The 20,138-nt window shown below is 70.1% G+C and carries 23 protein-coding genes; 12 read left to right on the top strand and 11 right to left on the bottom strand.

Features of this window, described 5'->3' with window-relative positions:
* Nucleotides 1-20: 20 nt before the first annotated feature.
* Together AFR_RS21600 and AFR_RS21605 are read right to left on the bottom strand one after the other, a co-directional pair.
* Nucleotides 21-446, bottom strand: coding sequence for a MarR family winged helix-turn-helix transcriptional regulator (locus tag AFR_RS21600; RefSeq protein ID WP_023362930.1), 426 nt, complete (start codon nt 444-446; stop codon nt 21-23).
* 9 nt (nt 447-455) lie between these two features.
* A complete protein-coding gene (locus AFR_RS21605) occupies nt 456-1,244 on the bottom strand; it encodes an SDR family NAD(P)-dependent oxidoreductase (RefSeq protein ID WP_023362931.1) in 789 nt (262 codons plus the stop codon).
* 102 nt (nt 1,245-1,346) lie between these two features.
* On the opposite strand from AFR_RS21605, the gene AFR_RS21610 reads away from it, so the two are divergent.
* Nucleotides 1,347-1,916, top strand: coding sequence for a TetR/AcrR family transcriptional regulator (locus AFR_RS21610; protein ID WP_023362932.1), 570 nt, complete (start codon nt 1,347-1,349; stop codon nt 1,914-1,916).
* Here AFR_RS21610 and AFR_RS44570 read toward each other — a convergent pair.
* Nucleotides 1,906-3,351: a methyltransferase domain-containing protein gene (locus AFR_RS44570; RefSeq protein WP_063749542.1), complete on the bottom strand. Its 1,446-nt coding sequence runs from the start codon at nt 3,349-3,351 to the stop codon at nt 1,906-1,908. The two genes, AFR_RS21610 and AFR_RS44570, sit on opposite strands and share 11 nt — an antisense overlap.
* A 63-nt stretch (nt 3,352-3,414) precedes the next feature.
* Between AFR_RS44570 and AFR_RS21620 the strand changes: the two genes are divergently transcribed.
* The 4 genes from AFR_RS21620 to AFR_RS21640 all read left to right on the top strand — a co-directional run bounded on the left by AFR_RS21620 (nt 3,415) and on the right by AFR_RS21640 (nt 7,206).
* The gene (locus tag AFR_RS21620) at nt 3,415-4,023 is read left to right on the top strand and encodes a TetR/AcrR family transcriptional regulator (RefSeq protein ID WP_023362934.1); all 609 of its coding nucleotides are present in this window, start codon (nt 3,415-3,417) and stop codon (nt 4,021-4,023) included.
* A 62-nt stretch (nt 4,024-4,085) separates the two neighbouring features.
* Nucleotides 4,086-4,463 carry a helix-turn-helix transcriptional regulator gene (locus tag AFR_RS21625; RefSeq protein WP_148308301.1) on the top strand — a complete coding sequence of 126 codons (378 nt, stop codon included), beginning with the start codon at nt 4,086-4,088 and terminating at the stop codon, nt 4,461-4,463.
* A 5-nt stretch (nt 4,464-4,468) separates the two neighbouring features.
* Entirely contained in the window at nt 4,469-4,879 is a 411-nt protein-coding gene (locus AFR_RS21630) for a VOC family protein (protein ID WP_023362936.1), read from the top strand.
* Nucleotides 4,880-6,255: 1,376 nt separating this feature from the next.
* Nucleotides 6,256-7,206, top strand: coding sequence for a tyrosine-type recombinase/integrase (locus tag AFR_RS21640; RefSeq protein WP_023362937.1), 951 nt, complete (start codon nt 6,256-6,258; stop codon nt 7,204-7,206).
* Here AFR_RS21640 and AFR_RS21645 read toward each other — a convergent pair.
* From AFR_RS21645 to AFR_RS21655, 3 genes are read right to left on the bottom strand one after another with little or no spacing between them, the layout of a single operon-like run.
* Nucleotides 7,203-8,021, bottom strand: coding sequence for an alpha/beta fold hydrolase (locus AFR_RS21645; RefSeq protein ID WP_023362938.1), 819 nt, complete (start codon nt 8,019-8,021; stop codon nt 7,203-7,205). The genes AFR_RS21640 and AFR_RS21645 overlap by 4 nt on opposite strands.
* A gap of 1 nt (nt 8,022) precedes the next feature.
* Nucleotides 8,023-8,442, bottom strand: coding sequence for an organic hydroperoxide resistance protein (locus AFR_RS21650; protein ID WP_023362939.1), 420 nt, complete (start codon nt 8,440-8,442; stop codon nt 8,023-8,025).
* 14 nt (nt 8,443-8,456) lie between these two features.
* Complete coding sequence (locus tag AFR_RS21655; RefSeq protein ID WP_023362940.1) at nt 8,457-8,903, bottom strand: MarR family winged helix-turn-helix transcriptional regulator; 447 nt, start codon at nt 8,901-8,903, stop codon at nt 8,457-8,459.
* Between the two features lie 76 nt (nt 8,904-8,979).
* Here AFR_RS21655 and AFR_RS21660 point away from each other — a divergent pair, with 76 nt between their 5' ends.
* On the top strand, nt 8,980-9,474 hold the full coding sequence (locus tag AFR_RS21660; protein WP_023362941.1) for a GNAT family N-acetyltransferase: 495 nt from the start codon (nt 8,980-8,982) through the stop codon (nt 9,472-9,474).
* On the opposite strand, the gene AFR_RS21665 is transcribed toward AFR_RS21660, so the two are convergent.
* On the bottom strand, nt 9,471-10,262 hold the full coding sequence (locus AFR_RS21665; RefSeq protein ID WP_023362942.1) for an endonuclease/exonuclease/phosphatase family protein: 792 nt from the start codon (nt 10,260-10,262) through the stop codon (nt 9,471-9,473). The two genes, AFR_RS21660 and AFR_RS21665, sit on opposite strands and share 4 nt — an antisense overlap.
* A 148-nt stretch (nt 10,263-10,410) precedes the next feature.
* Between AFR_RS21665 and AFR_RS21670 the strand changes: the two genes are divergently transcribed.
* Nucleotides 10,411-10,881: a heme-degrading domain-containing protein gene (locus tag AFR_RS21670; protein WP_148308025.1), complete on the top strand. Its 471-nt coding sequence runs from the start codon at nt 10,411-10,413 to the stop codon at nt 10,879-10,881.
* Here AFR_RS21670 and AFR_RS21675 read toward each other — a convergent pair.
* Nucleotides 10,874-12,778 (bottom strand): elongation factor G, encoded by a 1,905-nt coding sequence (locus AFR_RS21675; RefSeq protein WP_023362944.1) that lies wholly within the window; start codon nt 12,776-12,778, stop codon nt 10,874-10,876. The two genes, AFR_RS21670 and AFR_RS21675, sit on opposite strands and share 8 nt — an antisense overlap.
* Before the next feature lie 158 nt (nt 12,779-12,936).
* Between AFR_RS21675 and AFR_RS21680 the strand changes: the two genes are divergently transcribed.
* Entirely contained in the window at nt 12,937-13,326 is a 390-nt protein-coding gene (locus tag AFR_RS21680; protein WP_023362945.1) for a VOC family protein, read from the top strand.
* Nucleotides 13,323-13,817 (top strand): GNAT family N-acetyltransferase, encoded by a 495-nt coding sequence (locus tag AFR_RS21685; protein ID WP_023362946.1) that lies wholly within the window; start codon nt 13,323-13,325, stop codon nt 13,815-13,817. Before AFR_RS21680 ends, AFR_RS21685 begins: the two co-directional genes overlap by 4 nt.
* On the opposite strand, the gene AFR_RS21690 is transcribed toward AFR_RS21685, so the two are convergent.
* From AFR_RS21690 to AFR_RS21700, 3 genes are read right to left on the bottom strand one after another with little or no spacing between them, the layout of a single operon-like run.
* On the bottom strand, nt 13,732-14,589 hold the full coding sequence (locus tag AFR_RS21690; protein ID WP_023362947.1) for an LLM class F420-dependent oxidoreductase: 858 nt from the start codon (nt 14,587-14,589) through the stop codon (nt 13,732-13,734). The two genes, AFR_RS21685 and AFR_RS21690, sit on opposite strands and share 86 nt — an antisense overlap.
* Nucleotides 14,586-14,945, bottom strand: coding sequence for a DUF6204 family protein (locus AFR_RS21695; RefSeq protein ID WP_023362948.1), 360 nt, complete (start codon nt 14,943-14,945; stop codon nt 14,586-14,588). Before AFR_RS21695 ends, AFR_RS21690 begins: the two co-directional genes overlap by 4 nt.
* A 49-nt stretch (nt 14,946-14,994) precedes the next feature.
* On the bottom strand, nt 14,995-16,674 hold the full coding sequence (locus AFR_RS21700) for an alkaline phosphatase family protein (protein ID WP_023362949.1): 1,680 nt from the start codon (nt 16,672-16,674) through the stop codon (nt 14,995-14,997).
* A gap of 75 nt (nt 16,675-16,749) precedes the next feature.
* On the opposite strand from AFR_RS21700, the gene AFR_RS21705 reads away from it, so the two are divergent.
* From AFR_RS21705 to AFR_RS21715, 3 genes are all read left to right on the top strand, one after another.
* The gene (locus tag AFR_RS21705; RefSeq protein ID WP_023362950.1) at nt 16,750-17,673 is read left to right on the top strand and encodes a DUF2332 domain-containing protein; all 924 of its coding nucleotides are present in this window, start codon (nt 16,750-16,752) and stop codon (nt 17,671-17,673) included.
* Nucleotides 17,674-17,715: 42 nt separating this feature from the next.
* Entirely contained in the window at nt 17,716-18,498 is a 783-nt protein-coding gene (locus AFR_RS21710) for a protein phosphatase 2C domain-containing protein (protein ID WP_023362951.1), read from the top strand.
* A gap of 135 nt (nt 18,499-18,633) precedes the next feature.
* Nucleotides 18,634-20,133, top strand: coding sequence for an alpha/beta hydrolase (locus AFR_RS21715; protein ID WP_023362952.1), 1,500 nt, complete (start codon nt 18,634-18,636; stop codon nt 20,131-20,133).
* Nucleotides 20,134-20,138: the final 5 nt, after the last annotated feature.

Genomic DNA, 20,138 nt, shown 5'->3' on the forward strand with positions numbered 1-20,138 from the left:
CATACAGGGACATCACTGCGTCATCGGTTCGCGGCGCGCAGCTTGGCCAGATCGCCGCCGAAGCGGGCCAGCGCCGTGGGGGACAGGACATCACCGAGCCGCTCCTGCAACTCCTGCTCGAAGACGACCTCGGCCCCGGCCAGCGCCACCTCCCCGGCCGGCGTCAGCTCGATCAGCGACGACCGCCGGTCCCCGGGGTTGGGCCGCCGCAAGCAGTGCCCGGCCGCCTCGACACGGTCCACGACCTTGCTCGCCGCCCCCACCGTGATCTGCAACTGCGCGGCGACGTCGAGCACCCGGCACCCCGGCGTCGCCGCCACCACCCGCATCGGCATGAACTGCCCCGCGGTCAGCCCGCAGTCCTGCCGCAGCCGCGCGTCGACGGCATCCCAGACCGCGATCTCCAGCCCCACGAGATCGTCGAACAACCGCCGGAGTTCCGTCACGCGCCCACCCTAGGCGACCTTGAGTGCTCCGGCGTCGACGGACCAGTTCGAGCCGATCGCGCTGGGCATCGTGGGGGAGGACAGCAGCACCACGGCCCGCGCGATCTCGGACGGTTCGATCAGAACGCCGGTCAGCATGCCGCTCTGCCCGGGCAGTGCCGCCAGCAACGTGCCGTGCTCCAGGTTCATGCTCGCCGCCAGCTGCGCCACAAAACCGTCCGGGCTCTCCATCAGGTCTGTCCGCGTACCGGAAGGGGTGACGACGTTGATCCTGACCCCGTGCTCGGTGTACTTCTCGGCCAGGCCGCGGGAGAACGTGTTGAGCGCGGCTTTGGCACTGGCATAGGGCAGCGGCACCCCGATCGGCCGGCGGGCGCTGTCGGAGCTGACGTTGACCACCGCGCCGCGGGCCCGGCTCAACGCCGGCAGCGCGGCCCGGGTCGTCCGCACGGCCGCCAGCAGGTTGAGCGCGAAGACCTCGGCCCAGGCGTCGTTGTCGCCGTCGAGGGCGTCACCGAGCGCCCCCTCGGGCATCGTGCCGCCACCGGCGTTGTTGACCAGCACGTCGAGCCGGGGGTCGGCGGCGAGCACGGCCTCGACCATCCGCTGCGGGCCGTCGGGTGCGGACAGGTCGGCGGCGAAGAACTCGGCCCCGGTCTTCTCGAGCCCGGGTGTGCTGCGCCGGGACACCGCCACGACGGAGGCGCCCTCGTCCTGGAACGCCTGGACGACCGCCAGGCCGATGCCCTTGCTGGCCCCGGTCACCAGGACACGCTTACCGGCGAGTTGCAGATCCATGGGTACTCCTCTGATCGACGTGCTGACCCACTAACTGCAACACGGCTGTGTCACTTGCGTCAACAGATGAGAGATAGCCGTCTCAGATGTAGAGTGCGGACCATGGACGCCGTCGCACCGCCCCGCCGGGTACGCGCCGATGCCGAGCGCAGCACCGCCCGCATCCTCGAAGCCGCCGAGACCGTGCTCGCCACCGAACCGACCGCCTCCCTCGAACGCATCGGCGACGAGGCCGGCCTCGCCCGCGCCACCGTCCACCGCCGCTTCGCCTCCCGGCAGGCCCTCATCGACGCCCTGATCAGCCGGCTCAACGACCGCTACCTGCTCGCCTTCGAGCAGGCCCGCGTCCGGACCGCCCCACCGCTGGTCGCCCTGCACCGCCTCACCGAGATCGTCTTCGAACTCAAACTCAGCCACCGCTTCACCGTCGCCCTCGCCACGGGACTGAGCCCCGAGGTCGAAACCGAACTCGACCAGCTCTTCACCCGCCTGCACGACAGCGGGGCCATCACCGCCCCCGGCACCCTCTGGCGCCGCCGCATCTACCTGTCACTGATCCACGAGGTCGCCGAACTCCCCGCCGACACCCCGGAACTCACCGACGGAGGCGGCACCCCCGGCGCCCGCAGCGACCTGCTCGTCCGCACGTTCCTCGGCGCCCTCAACGGCTGAGCTCGGCCCGCCGCTCCAGCGTCCACGCGTACGCCGCCCGCACCGACTCCACCACCCCGGCATCCCGCAACCGCACCATCGCCGGCACACCATCGTCGGCCCCCGCCGCGATCCCGCGCCAGCACCGGTCCTGCCACCACAACACCGTCTCCACCAGCAAGGGCAGATCCACCCACCCGTACGCGTCAGCAACCACCCGCACCCGCCGCGCCGCCTCGGCGACGTCCGCACCCGGCCCCAGCGGCACGAACTGCCAGCACACGTGGGCGAGGTCCTGCACCGGCAACCCCGGCCCGGCCAGGTCCCAGTCGATGAACGCCACCGGCATCCCGTCCCGGAAGACCGTGTTCCCGGGGGAGAGGTCGTGATGACAGACCACACCACCGGTCAGATCATGAAACTCCCGCACGAGCCGCGCCACCGCAGCCAGCGCCTCATCGGACACCGGCCCCGACGGCACGTCACCCTCGACAAAACTCAACACCTCGCGGCCCTGCTCGTCCGTACCGAGAAACCGGGGAGCACCCGCCCAGCCGAGCCCGGCAAACGTCGTCAGCAGACCCCGGACAAAACCCGGATCCGGCGGGGGAGCCTTACGCACCGTGTCACCCACCCGCACGGCAGCGCCGACAAACCCACCCACCAACGGCACCTCGCGGACGGCAGTCGCCACCACCGTCGTGTAGTGCATCGTGAAGCCGTCACCGATCGCCGCGCCCAGACCCTCCAGCAACTCCTCCCGTACGCGGGCAGGCACCTGACTCTGCCCACCCTGCGTCGTCACCTGAGCCAGCCACTCGTCCCGCGAATACGCCTGCTCCCACTCGAACCGCCACTGCTCAACCGCACCGAAACCACCCGCAGCGCGCATCCCGTCGGCCGCCTTGCCGGCCATCAGCGCGTACATCTCGGCCGCGGTCAGCTTCGAGTCGACACCCGCCGTCATCGGCGACTGCGGCAGCACCCGCCGGTAGACGTCCCCGAACGCCTCCGCCAGCTCCGGGGGAGGCTGCGCCGCATTCCAGAACACCGCCAGCCGCCCACCCGGCCGCAACACCCGCGCCGCTTGCACCGCGCCGGCCACCGGATCGACCCAGTGCCAGGCCTGCCCCGACACCACCGCATCGAACACCCGGCCCGCGGGCTCCCACGCCTCGATCGTCGCCACCTCGACAACACATCCGGTACGCCGCGCAAACGCTGCCATGCGCTCGTCCGGCTCGACCCCGAGCACCACACACCCGGCCGCCTGCAACTGCCGCGCCACGATGCCCGTACCCATCCCGACATCGAGCACCTGAAGGCCCCGACGCCCGCCGACGATGCGGTCGACCAGCTCATCGGGATACCGGGGCCGCGTCCGGTCGTACAACCCGGCGTCCGTCCCGAACGACTCCGCCACCGACCGCTGCTCATGAGGCTCTAGAGTGGGCATGTGCCCACGCTAGTGGGCGCTTGCCCACTCGTCTATCCAGTCGTTCGCCGAAGGAGCCTCCGCGTGCCGACCGGCGTAGCCCTCCGCGACGTCCGCGACCAACTCTTCACCGCCGCCGAACGCATCCTGCTCCGCGACGGCCCCAGCGCCCTGACCAGCCGAGCCGTCACCACCGAGGCCGGCTGCGCCAAAGGCGTCCTGCACCGCCACTTCACCGACTTCGACGACTTCCTCGCCGCCCTCGTCCACGACAGAATCGCCAAGATCAACCACCAGGCCGACACCCTCGTCCGGAACGCCGGAACGGCCACCGTCGCCGACAACGTCACCGAAGCCCTCACCACCCTGTTCACCTCGGTGGCCCTGGAAATCCTCAGCCTCATCACCTTCCGCGACGACCTCCGCGCCCGCCTCCGCGCCACCCAGCCCGCCGGCTTCCCCCTCATGGCCGACGCCACCCGCATGATCGCCGCCTACCTCACCGCCGAACGCGACCAAGGCCGCCTGGCGGGGGAGTCCGACACCGACCTGCTCGCCCTCATGCTCATCGGCACCACCCACATGCTCTTCGCCGGCCGCCACGGCACACCCCCCGACCCGCACGAGGTCCACCGCGTCGTCACCGCAACCCTGGGCAACACCACACCCGGCATGACACCATCGCCCCCGTGAGCAGCCCCGCCACCGACCAGCACCTCCGCGACCTCACCCTGCTGCGCCGCGTCCGCGACCGCATGGACCGCGAGTACGCCCAGCCCCTAGACGTCGAAGCCCTAGCCCGCGGCGTCCACATGTCATCCGGCCACCTCAGCCGCGAATTCAAACGCGCCTACGGCGAAACGCCCTACGCGTACCTGATGACCCGCCGCATCGAACGCGCCATGTGGCTGCTGCGCGGGGGAGACCTCACAGTCACCGAAGTCTGCTTCGCCGTCGGCTGCTCGTCGCTGGGCACCTTCAGCACCCGCTTCACCGAACTCGTCGGAGTGCCACCGAGCACGTACCGGGCCAAGACCCGCACAACGACCGGCATGCCGTCGTGCGTCGAAAAACAGGTCACCAGACCGATCAGGAATCGAGAAGCGCGGCCAGCCGCGCCGCAACTAGCGTGACCTCCATGGAAATCACGATCCACTCGAGCTTCCTGCCCCACACCGACCCGGAAGCCTCCCTGGCCTTCTACCGCGACACCCTCGGCTTCGAAGTACGCCTCGACGTCGGCTACGAAGGCATGCGCTGGCTCACCGTCGGCCCACCCGGCCAGCCCTCCACCGCCATCGTCCTGCACCCACCGAACGTCGACCCGGGTGTGACCGAAGACGAACGCCGCACCATCACCGAAATGATGGCCAAGGGCACCTACGCCGGCGTCAACCTGGCCACCACGGACCTCGACGAAACCTTCAAACGGGTAGAAGCCAGCAACGCTGAGGTAGTTCAGGAACCCACCAACCAGCCCTACGGCGTCCGCGACTGCGCCTTCCGCGACCCCGCCGGCAACATGATCCGCATCCAGGAACTGGCCTGACCTCAAGCCACCGCACGTCCGTGGCCAGGTCGCGGCACCGATGACCGGCGGGGGACAGCCGCACGAGGCGCTGCCCATGAGGTCACCAGCTTGGCGGCGACTTCGCGCCATCCTGCGGCTGGTCGCCGCGATGCGGCAACGGAAGGCAAGAGTTCGTCGCCGCTGTGGTTGTTGGGCGCAGGGTGGGCCCGCTGCGCTCTACCGCAGTCAGACAAGACGCCTGATCACGGACAAGGCGCTCCAAGCGCTCACGAAGGTGGCACGCCGACCGAGACCAGGCCCAACATCGTTGAAGTCGGGCCTTCGCGACGCCGCCGAGGGCCCAACTTCGCTGATGTTGGGTCTTCCTGACGCCGGCGCGCGTGACGACATCGGTGAGATCGGGCCTTGGTGGCGCTGGTTTGCCCAACATCAGCGATGTCGGGCCTCCATGACACCGGCGAAGGCCCGACATCGGCGAAGTTGGGCCCTCGCGAGCCCGGTGATGGCCCAACTTCGCTGATGTTGCGGTGATCTTGCGCCTGGCCGCGGCGTGCTGGTCGGCGGACGCGAAGTGGCGGTGGTTCTCGCGCGAAGCGCGGGAGGGTGGCGTGGGCGAGGCCGGCCTCGTCGCCAGGGCCTGCAACAGGAGCGTCGAGGTTGTCGAAGGTGACACCCGCATAGCTCAGCGGCCGATGGTCAGCGAATGCCCTGGAGGCCCGCCGGAAACCAATGCAGCCCTCACGTTGTCCGTGGTCGATAATTGACATTATGTCAACCTGAGCGCGAACAGCCCTAGGAAGCACGGCCTGGGCCCAACCTCAATGAAGTTGGGCCTTCGCCAGCCCAGGAAGGCCCAACTTCAAGGAGGTTGGGCCTTCCTGACGCCGGCGAGGCCGCGGCATCGGTCAGACTGGCCTTCGTGACGCTGGCGTGCCCAACATCGGTGAAGTTGGCCCTTCAGGGGCCGCGGGCAGGCCCAACATCAGCGAAGTCGGGCCTTTGGGAGTCCCGTGAAGGCACAACATCGGTGAAGTTGGGCCTTCGGGAGCCCCATGGCGGCCCAGCATCGCTGATGTTGGGCCAGCTAAGCGCCAGGGCCCGTAAAAGCCTCAGGAGAACCCGCCCCACAGAACCGATCCGACGAAGTCGAGTCGGACCCGCGCTGGACACCAACCACGCACGAACCCCCGCACGGTGGCTACGGACAAAGACCCCGACGAACATCCCACAGTGCCAGCCCTTGACCTGAACACCGCAGGACCAAGAACCCGCAGCGGGACGCCGGCGAGCAACCAACTACGGAGTCCACCCCGCCGCCGGTGCGCACTGAAGCCCAGAAAATTCCAGACCCGCCACCAGCCCACCAAGATGGAAAATGCTGCATAATATTCCTTATGCAGGACGAACAAGACATACCGGTCAAGGATCTCATCGAAGACTTCCTCGCAGCAAGAGCCGTCCAGAAACCCTCGGAACACACCCTGATGGCCTACCGCCGAGACCTGACCACAGTCCTCACCCTGATCGACAAAGAAGCCACCCTCAAAGACCTCTCCCCCAAGATCCTCAGGACAGCCTTCGCCACCTTCGCCAAAGACCGTGCCCCGGCCTCCGTCTACCGAGCCTGGTCGAGCTGGAATTCCTTCTACAGCTTCCTGGTCATCGACGGCATCACCCCCGGCAACCCCATGCCCGCAGTAGGCAAGCCCAAAATGGCCACCCCCTCCCCCAAGCCTCTGCGCGGCGAGGACACGCCGGAGCAACTCCTGCAGGCCGTCAACCAGACCGACGAACGCCAACGCGACCCCTGGCCCGAACGCGACGTAGCCGTGGTAGCTCTGGCCCTCTGCGCAGGCCTGAGGCTGTCCGAGCTGCTGGCCCTGACGGCAGGCGCACTGACAGGACGACCAGGCGAACGCCGCGTAGAAGTATCAGGAAAGGGCGGTCGGCCCAGGACGGTTCCGATCGAACCTGAACTGGACGCCGTCGTGGAGCGCTACCTGGACAGCCGTCAACGACGCTTCGGACGGGTCAAGCCTGCCGATCCCCTGCTGCTGGACCGCAAGGGTGAGCCTCTCAAGCGCGGCGGCCTGCAATATCTGGTCGAGTCCTGTTACCGCCGTGCGGGAATCACCGACCGTGTCCCCCGCGGCGCGCAGCTGCACGCCCTGAGGCACACCTTTGCCACCCGGCTCGCCGAGGATGGTGCGAACGCTTCCGAGATCATGCGGCTGCTCGGTCATGCCTCGCTGACCACGTCGCAGGGGTACATCGAGGTGACGGCGGCACAGCAACGCGCGGCGGTGCGGGCGAACCGCACCAACCGCGCGCTGGGGAAGCTTTAGCTGTTGAGGAAGGCGAGCAGGGCTTCGTTGAACTCGGCCGGGTGGGAGGCGTTGATGCCGTGCGGCCCGTCCGGGATCACGACGAGGGTGCTGCCGGCGATGGCCTCGTGGGTGCGCTTGCCGCTGTTCTCGAGGGGCACGATCGCGTCGCTGTCGCCGTGGATGACGAGCGTCGGCACGTCGATCTTGGCGAGGTCACCGCGGAAGTCGGTGAGCCCGAACGCGGAGATGCAGTCCAGCGTTCCCTTGGGTGAGGCCACGTGGGCCAGTTCCTGGGCGTACGTGACCTGGGCGTCGCTGACCTTGAGGTCCTTGCCGGCGGTGAAGAAGTTGGTGGCGAACACGTCGACGAACGCGATGCGGTCGCTGGTGACGCCCTGCTGGAACGCCTTGATCGTGGCGTCGTCGAGGGCGCCCTCGGGGTTGTCGTCGGTCTTGTAGAGGTACGGCGGGACGGCGCCGGCGAAGACTGCCTTGGCGATGCGGTCGCTGCCGTAGGTGCCGAGGTAGCGGGCTACTTCTCCCCCGCCCATCGAGAACCCGACGAGGGTGACGTTGCGCAGGTCGAGGTGCTGGAGCAGTCCGTCGAGGTCGGCGGCGAAGGTGTCGTAGTCGTAGCCGTCCCAGGTCTGCTCGCTCTGGCCGAAGCCGCGGCGGTCGTACGTGACGACGCGCCGGCCGTCGGCGATCAGTGCGGGGATCTGGGCTTCCCAGCTGCGGCTCGACAGGGGCCAGCCGTGGATGAGGACGACCGGGTCGCCCGTACCGAAGTCCTGGTAGTGGAGGTCGACGCCGTTGACGTGGGCAATGGTCATGTCAGGCCACCGTCAGGGCGACGTCGACGTTGCCGCGGGTCGCGTTGGAGTACGGGCACACCTGGTGGGCGGCCTCGAGCAGGCTCTGTGCGGTGGCTTCGTCGAGGCCGGGGAGCTCGGCCTCGATGGCGACGGTGAGGCCGAAGCCGCCCTGGCCGTTGGGGCCGATGCCGACGTCGACGGTGATGGCCGTGTCGGTGAGGGTGATCTTCTGCTTGCCGGCGACCAGCTTGAGGGCGCTGTGGAAACAGGCGGCGTAGCCGGCGGCGAAGAGCTGCTCGGGGTTGCTGTGGGCGCCGCCGGGGCCGCCCATCTCCTTGGGGACGGCGAGGTCGAGGTCGAGGACGCCGTCGCTGGAGCGGGTGTGCCCGCCGCGTCCGTCGCCGGTGGCGGTCGCCGAGGCGGTGTAGACAGCCTGCATGGTGGTTCCCCTTGTCAGATGGTGGTGGCTGCTGCGGTGCCGCGGATGCGGCCGAGCAGGTGGTGGAGCTGGGTGGACTCGTCGAGCGTGAGGTCGAGTGCGCAGGCGAGGCGTTCCGGCAGGTCTGCTACCCGCTGCTGGAGTGCGGAACCTTGCGCGGTGGTGCTGATCCGGACGGTGCGTTCGTCGTCGGTGCCGCGCCGGCGCTGGATGAGGCCCTGGGTCTCGAGGCGTTTGAGCAGGGGCGAGAGGGTGCCGCTGTCGAGCTGCAGGGCGGCGCCGAGCTCGCGCACGGTGAGGTTGTCCCGGTGCCAGATGACGCGGAGGGCGACGTACTGGGGGTAGGTGAGCCCGAGTGCGTCGAGCGCGGGCCGGTAGAGGCCGGTCATGGCGCGGGAGGCGGCGTAGAGGTCGAAGCAGATCATCTGCTCGAGTCCCGTGGTGTTCTCGGTGCCTGCCATGCGGAGAACGCTAGCGCGCAATTTAGTTGTGCACAATCTAAGTGCTGATGATCACGAAGCTGTTTAGGATCTCGGCGTGATCCGTTTTGTGGAGTTGCCGCCTGCCGCGTTGCAGGCACTGATCGAGTCCGACCTGCCCGCGGCCGGTGCCGCCGCAGGTCAGGAGCTGTCCGAATACATTCTCGGCGAGAAGTGGCTGTGGGAGATGCGCTTCGAGCAGATCGCCCGGGATCCGGCGAGCGCCGAGTGGATCGCCCGGGCGGTGGTGGCCGAGCCCGAGCAGGTGGTGATCGGGCACGCCGGTTTCCACGGTCCCCCGGACGCCGACGGCATGGTGGAGGTCGCCTACTCGGTCGCTCCGGCGTACCGGAGGCGCGGTTTTGCCAAGGAGATGCTGGCGGCGCTGATCGCGCGGGCCGAGACCGACCCGCGTGTCCGGGTGGTCCGGGCCAGCATCAGCCCGGAGAACGCCGCCTCGCTGGCGACGATCGCCGGCTTCGGGTTCGTGCAGGTCGGTGAGCAGTGGGACGAGGAGGACGGCCTGGAGCTGCTCTTCGAACGCCCGGCTTAATCCGGGAGCGGCGGGTCGAGGTGCACGATGAGGGGCCGGTGGTCGGAGATGCCGACCTCGGGTGTGCGCACCTGGACGACGGAGCCGAGCAGTCCGGCGCCGCGGGGGTCGGCCAGGATGTGGTCGAGCTGGGCTCGGGGGCCGGTGCTGGGATAGGTGGGCTTGCGGGCCAGGGTGCGCCAGCCGGTGAACGCGCGGACGGGCCCGGAGGGCATGTTGAGGTCGCCGAGCAGGATCCGCGGCGCGGGCAGGGTGCGCAGGGCCCGGACGGCGGCGCGCAGCTGGCGGATGTTCCACCCCGGGACGAACGACAGGTGGGTGTTGGCGACGGTGACGGGTCCGGTGGGTGTGTCGATGACGGCGGCGATCAGGACGCGGGGTTCGTCCTTGAGCAGCAGCAGTCCCCCACCCGGCCCGGGCGCCCAGATCGGTGAGCGGATGGGTGCGGCCGGCAGCGTGGTGATCTGCCAGCGGATCACCGGCCAGCGGCTGATCAGGGCGATGCCGTAGAGCGGGTGGGCGTTGTCGTCGTCGGAGCGCCAGGGCTGCCAGGTCTCCCCCGGCGTGCCGACCACGGCGGCGGCGAAGCGGTGGACCTGGGCGCCCATGGCCTCGGCGGCGATGGCGGTGAGGTCGAGCAGGCCGCTGCGGGGTTGCGCGCGGTCGACCTCCTGCAGGCCCAGGATGTCGGCGTCGAGGTCGGTGACGGCGGAGGCGACACGCTCGGCGTGTACCTTGCCGTCGGAGAGTGACCTGCCGTGCAGCAGGTTGAAGGTGGCCAGTCGCACGGGAAGACCCTAGCGGGGATGAGGGGTGTCAGCAGTGTTCAAGGCGGTGTGCTGTGCGGCGACGGTGTTCGTGATCCTGGGTGTGCTGGGTATCTGGTTGCGCCGGAGCCGGGGTCGCGGCTGATCTTCGTCGGGGACAATGGCGGTCATGACCGACGACGATCTCATCGCCCGGCTCGAAGACGACGAGCGGCGCCTGACCTTCACCCGGTTCGACAACGCGGACGCCTGGCATCTGGGCAGCCTGCTGGTGGACCTGGCGACCACCCGGGACCTGCCGGTGGCGGTGGACATCCGCCGGGGTACCCAGCAGCTGTTCCACGCGGCGTTGCCGGGCAGCACGGCCGACAACGACTCGTGGATCGCCCGCAAGGTCCGCGTGGTGGAGCGTTTTGCCGCGTCGTCGTACCTGGTGGGGCGCCGGCTGGCGGCCAAGGGTGACACCCTCGACGCGAAGTACGGGGTGGACCCGGCCGATTACGCCGCGCACGGCGGGGCGTTCCCTGTCCGCGTACCGGATGTGGGTGTGGTCGGGGTGGTGACGGTGTCGGGTCTGCCGCAGGCCGACGACCACGCGCTGGTGGTGGAGGCGATCGAGGCGCATCTGGACGTCAGCTGACCCGGCGCACGGTGCGCAGCAGGTAGTTCTTGCGGTCGAGCGGGTCGTGGTCGGTCCGCGTCCGCCGGGGTGCGGGGCCGGTGACCGGTGCGTGGTGGTCGAAGGTGGCGTCGAGGACACCTTCGCCGCGGGTGAGCGCCGGGAGCCGTTGCTGCATCTCGTGGACGTGGGCGGCGGGCAGGTCACCCTCGACGACGCAGACCGTTCCGTGCAGATCGGTCTGCAGGGGTACGCCGCGCAGGGCGCCGAGGACGGGCAGGACGGTGCCGAGCAGGTCCGCCGGGAGCTCCAGGGTGAACCGGTGGATCGGCTCGAGCACGCGGGTGCCGGCGCGGCGCAGGGCCTCCATGAGTACGAGCGGGGTGAGCAGGCGGAAGTCGCCGGCGGTGCTGGACATGCTCTTGTCGAAGGTGCCGTGGGAGTGGCTCTGGCGCGCCCAGTACCCGTTGCGGGTCAGGGTGACGGCGCAGTCGGTGACCTGCCAGCCGTGCAGGCCCTGGGTGAGGGTGTCGTGGACGGCCTCCTCGACGGCCTTGAAGAACGCCGGGGGCATGGAGCCGAGTTCGACGCCGAGGCCGAAGGTGATGCCGGTGCCGGGTTCGACGCGCAGGCCGATGGTCGCCAGGAACGGGCCGGTGCCGATCTCCTCGGTGGCCTCGCCGGTGCCGGTGGGGCGTTCGACGCAGATCGTGGTGGTCTCGCGGAAGGTGACGTGCAGGCCGTACGCGTCGGCCAGGGTCGCCTGGATGACCTCCTTCTGGACCTCGCCGTAGAGGGACAGCGCGAGGTCGTGGCGCAGGTTGATCAGGGGGTCCTGGTCGGCGAGTTCGGTCAGGGCGGCGTAGAGCGCACCGCGGTCGGCGGGGTCCGCGGGTTCGACGACGGTTTCCAGGGTCGGTGGTGCGAAGAGGTGCCCGGCGGCCGGTGGTGGTGTGCCGAGGGCGTCGCCGATGCGCACGGCGGGCAGGCCGCGGAGCTGGGCGATGCTGCCGGCGGTGGCGCAGGATCCGCGGCGGGCGCCGGCGTCGGTGAAGACGGTCAGCGCGGTGACGCGGCCGGTGGGCGTACGGTCGCGGACCCGCAGCGTGCCGGAGAACAGCCGGGCGTACGCGATCTTCTCTCCGGCGTCTCCGCGCTCGACCTTGAAGACCGTCCCGGAGAGCGGGCCGTCCGGATCGCCGGAGGCGGCCGGTAGCAGCGTGGTGAGGGCGGCGGCGAGCTCGGGGACACCGGCGCCGGTGATGGCCGAGCCGGAGAGGACCGGGTACACGAGGGCTCGGCGGGTCTGCGCGGCCAGTTCGTGCTGCAGGTCGACGTGCTCGCCGGTGACCAGGGCGGTGAGCAGCTTGTCGTCGTGATCGGCCAGGACGTTACCCAGGGCGGGATCCGTCCAGGGGCCGACGTGGGCGGCCGGTGTGCCGGCGTCGTGGACGGTGTCCAGGGCGACGGCGGCGGGAGTCAGCCGGGTCCTGAGCTCGGTGAGCAGGTTCCGGGCGCCGGTCCGGTCGATCTTGTTGACGAAGATGAGCGCCGGGATCCGCAGGCGGTTCAGGGTACGCATCAGGATGCGGGTCTGCGCCTGGACGCCTTCGACGGCGGAGACGACCAGCACCGCGCCGTCGAGGACACCGAGGACACGTTCGACCTCGGCGATGAAGTCGGGGTGCCCGGGTGTGTCGATCAGGTTGACGGTGAGGTCACCGATCGCGAACGAGACCACGGCGGCCTTGATGGTGATGCCGCGGCGGCGTTCGAGGTCGAGGGTGTCGGTGCGGGTGCTGCCCGCGTCGACGCTGCCGAGGTGGTCGATGACACCCGCGTGGAGCAGCAGGCGCTCGGTCAGGCTGGTCTTACCGGCGTCGACATGGGCGAGGATTCCGAGATTGAGCGAAGGCAAGATACGTCATGTCCTTGGGTGAGATGGCCGGGGCCGGAAGGGACACGAACGTCGCTCGCATGGGTTTCTCGTCTCGGTAGAGGGCTGGTCGTCACCACCTTCGCAAGCGCGCCGGTTCGGGGCCACCGCTTTTCCGCGGACGGGTTACGCTGCCCGCCATGTTTCTCAATCCCGTCCGGCACATCACCGTCGATGCCCACGACCCGCACGCGCTCGCCCTGTTCTGGGTCGGCGTCACCGGGTACGCGATGGACGAGGAGCCCGACGACGACGAGGTGCTGATCACCCCGCCGGAGCCGAATGCACCCGGGTTGCTGTTCATCCGCGTCCCCGACGACAAGGTCGTCAAGAACCGCGTGCACCTCGACATCCAGCCCCCGGTGGGCACCCGGGACGAGGCCGTCGAGCGGTTCCTCGCCGCGGGCGCGTCCGTGTACGAGGATCACCGCACGCCGGAGGGCCTGGGCTGGGTCACCATGCGCGATCCCGAGGGCAACGAGTTCTGTGTCGAGCGCAGCGCCGTCGAGCGCGGTCTGACGGCGGCGTGACGGCGTTTCCGCTGCTCCGGCCCTGGCGAGACGAGGACGCGCCTGCGCTGATCGCGGCGGCGGGCGACGCGGAGCTGCAGCGCTGGACCACCGTACGCGTCCCCGACACCCCGGCGGCTCTGCAATGGCTGAGCGTGCAGCACACCGGCTGGAGCAACGGCACCCGCTACAGCTTCGCCGTGCTCGACGAGCGGGAGCAGCTGCTGGGCAACGTCGCGCTGAAGCGGCCCGGAGCGTTCGGCGAGACCGAGGTCGGCTACTGGACGGCCGAGCACGCCCGCGGCCGCGGTGTCGCGTCCCAGGCGGTCGAGGCACTGAGCCGGTGGGCGTTCGAGACGTTCCCGGAGGTGCAGCGGCTGGCGCTGCTGCACCAGGTCGGCAACGTCGCGTCGTGCCGGGTCGCGCTCAAGAGCGGTTTTCCGTACGAGCGGACGCTTCCTGCGCAGGGACCGTACCCGCAGGACGGTCACCTCCACGCGCGTCCGCGGTGACCTCGTCGCGCCAGGCGATCCAGCGCTTCAGGTCCGTGAGGTCGAAGTCCGGGCCGGAGGCCAGCACCACGAAGAGTGTCACGCCGTGCTCGCGGTAGGCCGGGGCGACCTCCCACGGGTCGCCGCTGACGAACGTCGAGCGTTCGATCTCCCCCGGGTCGCGTCCCCGGTCGTGGCAGAAGCCGTCGAGCAGCCGTGACTTCTCGCCGAGCTCGTCACCCGAGGCGAAGGTGTGCCAGATGTCGGCGTGCCGGGCCACCAGGCGCAGCGTTTTGGGGCCGCCCCCGGCCACCAGCACCGGGATGGGGCGTGTCGGTGGCGGGTTCAGCTCCGCGAAGCGCCGCTCGATGCGTTCCAGGGCCAGGCCGAGATCGCGTACGCGTTCAGCGGGCGTACCGAACTCGTAGCCGTACTGCGTGTACTCCCACTCGCGGAAACCTGCGCCCAGACCGAGGACCAGGCGGCCGTCGCTGACGTGGTCGACCGTGCGCGCCATGTCGGCCAGCAGGTCCGGGTTGCGGTAGCTGACACAGCTGACCAGTGCACCGATCTCGGCCCTCGACGTCGACTCCGCCCAGGCGCCCAGCATCGTCCACGCCTCGAAGTGCTTACCCTCGCGGATCTTGCCGAGCGGGAAGAAGTGGTCCCAGTTGAAGATGACGTCGACCCCGAGCGCCTCCGCGGCCGTGGCGGCCTCACGGATCGCCGTGTAGCCGGCGTGCTGCGGTGCGAGCTGGACGGCGATCCGGAGACGACGCGGAGAACTGGTCATGTGGTGCGACGGGCCTCTTCCTTTTTGCCGCGCTTACCGAGGGGCACCTGCGACATGTCCACCGCCTGCGAGGTGAGGTTCTTGTACGCGTACCCGTGCTCGGTGAGATAGGTGGCCGCGGCCGTCTCGGCGTGCCGGACCACCGCGGGGATGTCCTGCTCGGTCTCGGCCGTGCCGGCGAACCGGAAGGTGAAGAACGGCCGTGTCGCGATGTCGTAGGTCAGCGAACCCTCGGCAGTGTAGGCGGCGAACGCCACGTCGTGTTCCCCCGCACGCTCGAGCAGGCCGGCGCGCTGCTCGTCGGTGAGGGCGTCGAAGGCGCCGCGGACGGTGACCCGGATGGTGCGTGTGCTCATGCCGCGACCGTAGAGGTCATGGCGAGCGGGTTCCACCGAGATTCGCCGATCACCGTTTCGGCGGGGACAGCGGGCGGGGCCCGTCCTGCGGCCCGAACGCGGTCAGGAACTTGTCGCGGAACGCGTTCATCGGCCACACCGGTGCCTGCGGTGCGGGCCGGATCCCGTTGGTCCAGCCCCAGCCGTCGATCTTGTCGAGCACGGTCCGGTCGCGGGCGACGATCGTGATCGGCACGTCGTGGCTCGCCGTGTCCCCGACCACGATCGGCGCCGGCTGGTGGTCGCCGAGGAACACCAGCACCAGGTTGTCGTCGCCGTACTCGCGGACCCAGGAGACCAGGCTGTCGATCGAGTACTTGATGGACTTGGCGTACTCGGCGCGGACGAGGGCGGCGTCCTTCCAGATCTCGGCCTGCGTCGCGGCGCCCTTCTGCTGCTCGGCGAAGATCGAACCGTCGCCGAGCTCGTCCCAGCCGACCAGTGCGGGGATCGGCGCCCACGGCGTGTGACTGGAGACGAAGGTGAGCTCGGCCATCAGCGGTCCCCGGCCCGGCCTGGTGTACTCCCGGTCGGTGAAGGACTTGAGGGTGAACTGGTCCGGCATCGTCGCCCAGCTGAACTTCGGCCCGTGATAGCCCAGCGTGTGCGAGTCGTAGACCCGGTCGAACCCGTAGAACTGTCCCTCGGGCCAGGCGAAGGTCACACCGGGCTCGACACCGACGGTCTGCCACGCCGCGGTCTTGCGGAACGCGCTGGTCAGCGTCATCCGGTCACCCGAGACCAGGCTGCGGTACCGCTGCTCGTTGTTGATCCACACCCCGGACTGGAACGTCGAGTGGGCCAGCCAGCTCCCGCCGCCCGAGGTCGGCGAGGTGAGGAACCCGCTACGGGCGGAGTACCCAGCCGCGGTCAGCTGCCGGTTGCCGTCCTCCAGGGTCGCGTCGACACGCTGCGACAGTTTCGGGTCCTCGATCGCCGACCGCCCGTAACTCTCGATGAAGGTGAACACCACGTCCTTGCCGCGCAGCCCGGTCAGCAGCCGGTCGGCGGGCAGGTCCCGGAACGCGTCCTCACCGGCCTCGGTGGCGAACGAGCGGCGGTCCTCCAGGGCCGCGGGGACCTTGAGCACGTTGTCGTGGGCCAGGTCGGCGGCGCTGTCGGACGCGACGTACACCCCCGGCACCAACGACGTGCCGAGGAACACGGTCACCAGCCAGGCCGTCGCCACCACCGCGACACCGCGGCTGGAGGCGGTCCGGTGCGCGGCCGCGACCCGCGCCAGGCGGCGGACGGCCAGCGTCATCAGCACCAGCACGGCGATCGCGAGCAGCACCGCCCCGATCACCGCGGCGATCGCCGCCGGCCTGCTGTAGGAGTCCTTCACGAAGCGGTACGCGTCGGCGAACAGCGGCCAGTCCAGCACCGGGTCGAACTGCCGCGCCAGGAAGGTGAAGAACCCCATGTCGATGATCTTGATGATGGTCAGCAGCCCGAGCACCGCGCCGAGCACCGCGGCGACGATCCCCCGGGCGCGCCCCGGCAGCACGAGCAGCACCGCGAACACCACGATGCCCTCGATCGGAATCCGCACAAAAGCCGCGGGAATCGACGAGCCTTCGGGAAGCCGCGTGATCTGGTCCGGCACGATCAGGGCCAGGTAGACCAGCACCGCGGCCAGCACGGTGAGCACCACCGCGGCGGTCCGGCGAAAGCGCTTGAAGAACGACAACCCGACGATCCTTACGAGGCGGTGAACACCGGAGAGTACCCACCATGAGTAGCACGTGTGGCATCTTCAACTGCCATGACCTACGCCGATTTCGGTACGCGCGAAGCCCGGGGTGTCTCACCGACCTACGAACGGCTGGCCCTGGCCGTGTCCCGCGACGACGAGCTGCTGGCCCTGATCGCCACCCTGCCCCCGGCCAAACGCCAGCCCAACCTGCTCTTCGGTGTCGTCCGCTTCCTCGGCGGCCCGGTCGAGGACCCCGCGGTCTTCCACGACTGGGTCCTGGAGCACTGGCCGGCGATCGAGCCGGAGCTGCTGTCGCGGGCCACCCAGACCAACGAGGCCGGCCGCTGCGCCGTGCTCCTGCCCGTCCTCGCCGCCCTGCCGGGACCCCTGGCCCTGCTGGAGGTCGGCGCGTCCGCCGGCCTGTGCCTCTACCCCGACCGGTACTCCTACCGCTACGGCGACCACACCCTCGGCACCGGCGAGCCGCTGCTCGAGTGCGACGCGACCGGCCTGACCCCGCCGGCGCAGCTCCCGCAGGTCGTCTGGCGCGCCGGCCTCGACCTCAACCCCCTCGACGTCACCGACCCGGCCGACGTGGCCTGGCTCGACGCCCTGATCTGGCCCGAACACCACCACCGCCGGTCCCGCCTGCGCGCAGCCGCCGCGGTCGCGGCCGCCGACCCACCCCACCTCGTACGCGGAGACGTCCTCGACGACCTGCCCGCGCTGGCCGCCCAGGCCCCGCCGGACGCCACCCTGGTGGTCTTCCACACCTCGGTGCTCTACCAGGTGCCGGCCCCACGCCGCGAGGCGTTCGCCGAGCTGGTCACGTCGCTGCCCGGCCACTGGATCTCCAACGAGGCCCCGGACGTCGTCGCGTTGGACAACCTCCCCGACCCGCCGGACGCGTCCCTGCACAACGTTCTCGCGCTGGACGGCACACCCCTGGCCTGGACCCGCGGCCACGGCCAGTCCCTGACCTGGTTCGGCTGACTCACACCACCAGCGGAGCCTCACGCCGGTAGTTTGCTCCGCATGCGCTTCACGATCGACAGCGTTCCGAAGCGGCCCGGCCGGACCAACGAGGACTTCGCCGGCGTGGTGCCGGGCGCGGCGGTGGTGATCGACGGCGCGGGCATCCCCGGCACCGAGGAGATCTGCCGGCACGGTGTCGCCTGGTACGCCCACCGCCTCGGCGGCACCCTCCTCGGGCTCCTGCCCCTCGACGGCAGCCTGACCACGCTGCTCGCCGAGGCCATCGAGCAGGTCACTGATGCTCACCGCGACACCTGCGACGTCGCCAGTCCGATCAGCCCGTCCGCCACCGTGGCCCTGCTGCGCGTCCGCGAGGGGACCGCCGAGCATCTCGTGCTCGGCGACACGACCGTGGTGCTCGACCGTCACGACGCGGCGCCGCTGGTCGTCACCGATGCCCGCGAGGTGGTCATCAGCCGGACCTACGAGGCGCGGCTGAAGGACGTCCCGGCCGGCAGCGACGACTACCGCCGGATCCTGGCGGAGCTGCGCACCCACCGCAACCAGCCCGGCGGCTTCTGGCTGGCCAAGGACGACCCCCGCGCCGCCGCGCAGGCCCGTACCGGAAGCTGCCCGGTCGCCGGCCTGCGCGGGGCGGCCCTGCTCAGCAACGGTGCCGGCCGCTTCGTGGACCGCTTCGGCCTCAGCGACTGGCCCGGCCTGCTGGCAATTCTCACCACAACCGGTCCTGACGAAGTCATCCGCCGCGTCCGCGAGGCCGAAGCCCACGAGAACGTCGCTCCCGACGACGCGACGATCGTCCACTGCACCGCCCTGCGATAAGCCTCCTCACCCCGAGGGGGGGTCTGCGTCTCACCCGCGAGAGGGAGAAGGCACTCCCGCCGGTGATGGACGACGTGGCCGCCGCGCACGCCGAGGATGGATCTCGACAAGCCACATCGGACGCAGAGGAACCTCATGAAGAAGCAACGATTCGCCGCCGCCCTGGCCGCGGTGGCCGTGGGTGTCACCGGATGTGCCGCTGCACCGATGGCCACGGCCGGTGCCCGGTCCACGCTGACGGCGTCCGCCGAGACCGTGCGGGCCCTGGCCGAGTGCCCGGAGCTGCCCGGACTGCCGACCGCACGCTGCGGGCAGATCACCGTGCCGCGGGACCGCAGCAACCCCGGCAAGGGCACGATCGACGTCGGGTTCGCCCTGGTGCCGCACACCGACACGTCGCAGCCGGGACTGGGCACGATCGTGCCGAACCCGGGCGGTCCCGGCTCCTCGACCATCGACCTGGCCGGCCAGCTGTTCGCGGAGTCCCTCCAGCCGCTGCTCGACCGTCGTGACCTGCTGCTGATCGACACCCGCGGTGTCGGCCGCTCGACCCCGCTGAGCTGCGCGGCGCTCGACGGCCCGGCCCGGGTGTTCGCCCCGTTGCCGCAGCAGCGCCGGCTGATCGGTGAGTGCGGCGACCAGCTCGGCGACACCGTGTCCGACTACACCAGCATCGCGGTCGCCGACGACGTCGACGACATCCGGGCGACGCTGGGCCTGAGCCGCCTCGACCTGCTCGGCATCTCCTACGGCACCTATCTGATGGCCACCTACGCCCAGCGGTACCCGGACAACGTGCGCACGATCAGCCTGGCCGGCGCGTACGCGATCAATGTCGACACCACCGGCGAGGTCAACGCCGTCGCGTTCCGGCGAGCGGTGCGCCTGGTCTGCGAGCGGACCGGCCGGTGCGACGGCGACCGGGTGATCTCGGACCTCGCCGCGCTGATGAAACGCCTGCGCAAGCACCCCGAGAAGCTCACCGTCGTCCACGAGGGCGTCAAGCACCGCGTCACGCTGGACGAGTGGCAGATGACCTCCGTGGCCGGGAAGGTCTACTCCAACCAGCCCGACACCGCGACCGAGCTGGCCCTGGCGAAGGCCGCCGCTGCAGCACGCCACGGCGACCTCGCCCCGGCACGCGCCCTGGTCCGCAAGAGCCTGCTCAAGTCGGCCGAGGACTACTCCTACGGCCCCGGCCTACTCTCCGACGCGCAGTCCTGGGCCGTCACCTGCCACGACTACCTGCGCGACTTCGACTACGCCGACCCGGTCGCGAAGCGCACCCGGCAGTACACCAGCACCCAGGCGAAGCTCGACAACGCCGACTTCAGGCCGTTCTCCGCGCAGGTGTGGGTCTCCCGGGCCGACTACGACACCGGTGCGTGCCTGCGCTGGCCGGCCGATGCCACCGCACAGCCGCCGTTCCCGGCCGGCGCCGCGATGCCCGACGTGCCGGTCCTGGTCCTCAGTGGTGACCTCGACGCGAACACCCCGATCGAATCCGGCGACGCGGCCGCCGCGCAGTTCCCGCACGCCACCCACAAGGTGATCACCGGCGCGGGACACACCCCGGCCAGCACCCCCGAGGGTGTAGGCGAGATCATCGACTTCATCCGCGACGCGAAGGTCTGACCGGG

Source organism: Amorphoplanes friuliensis DSM 7358 (assembly GCF_000494755.1).
In the GTDB taxonomy this organism is placed as follows: Bacteria; Actinomycetota; Actinomycetes; order Mycobacteriales; family Micromonosporaceae; genus Actinoplanes; species Actinoplanes friuliensis.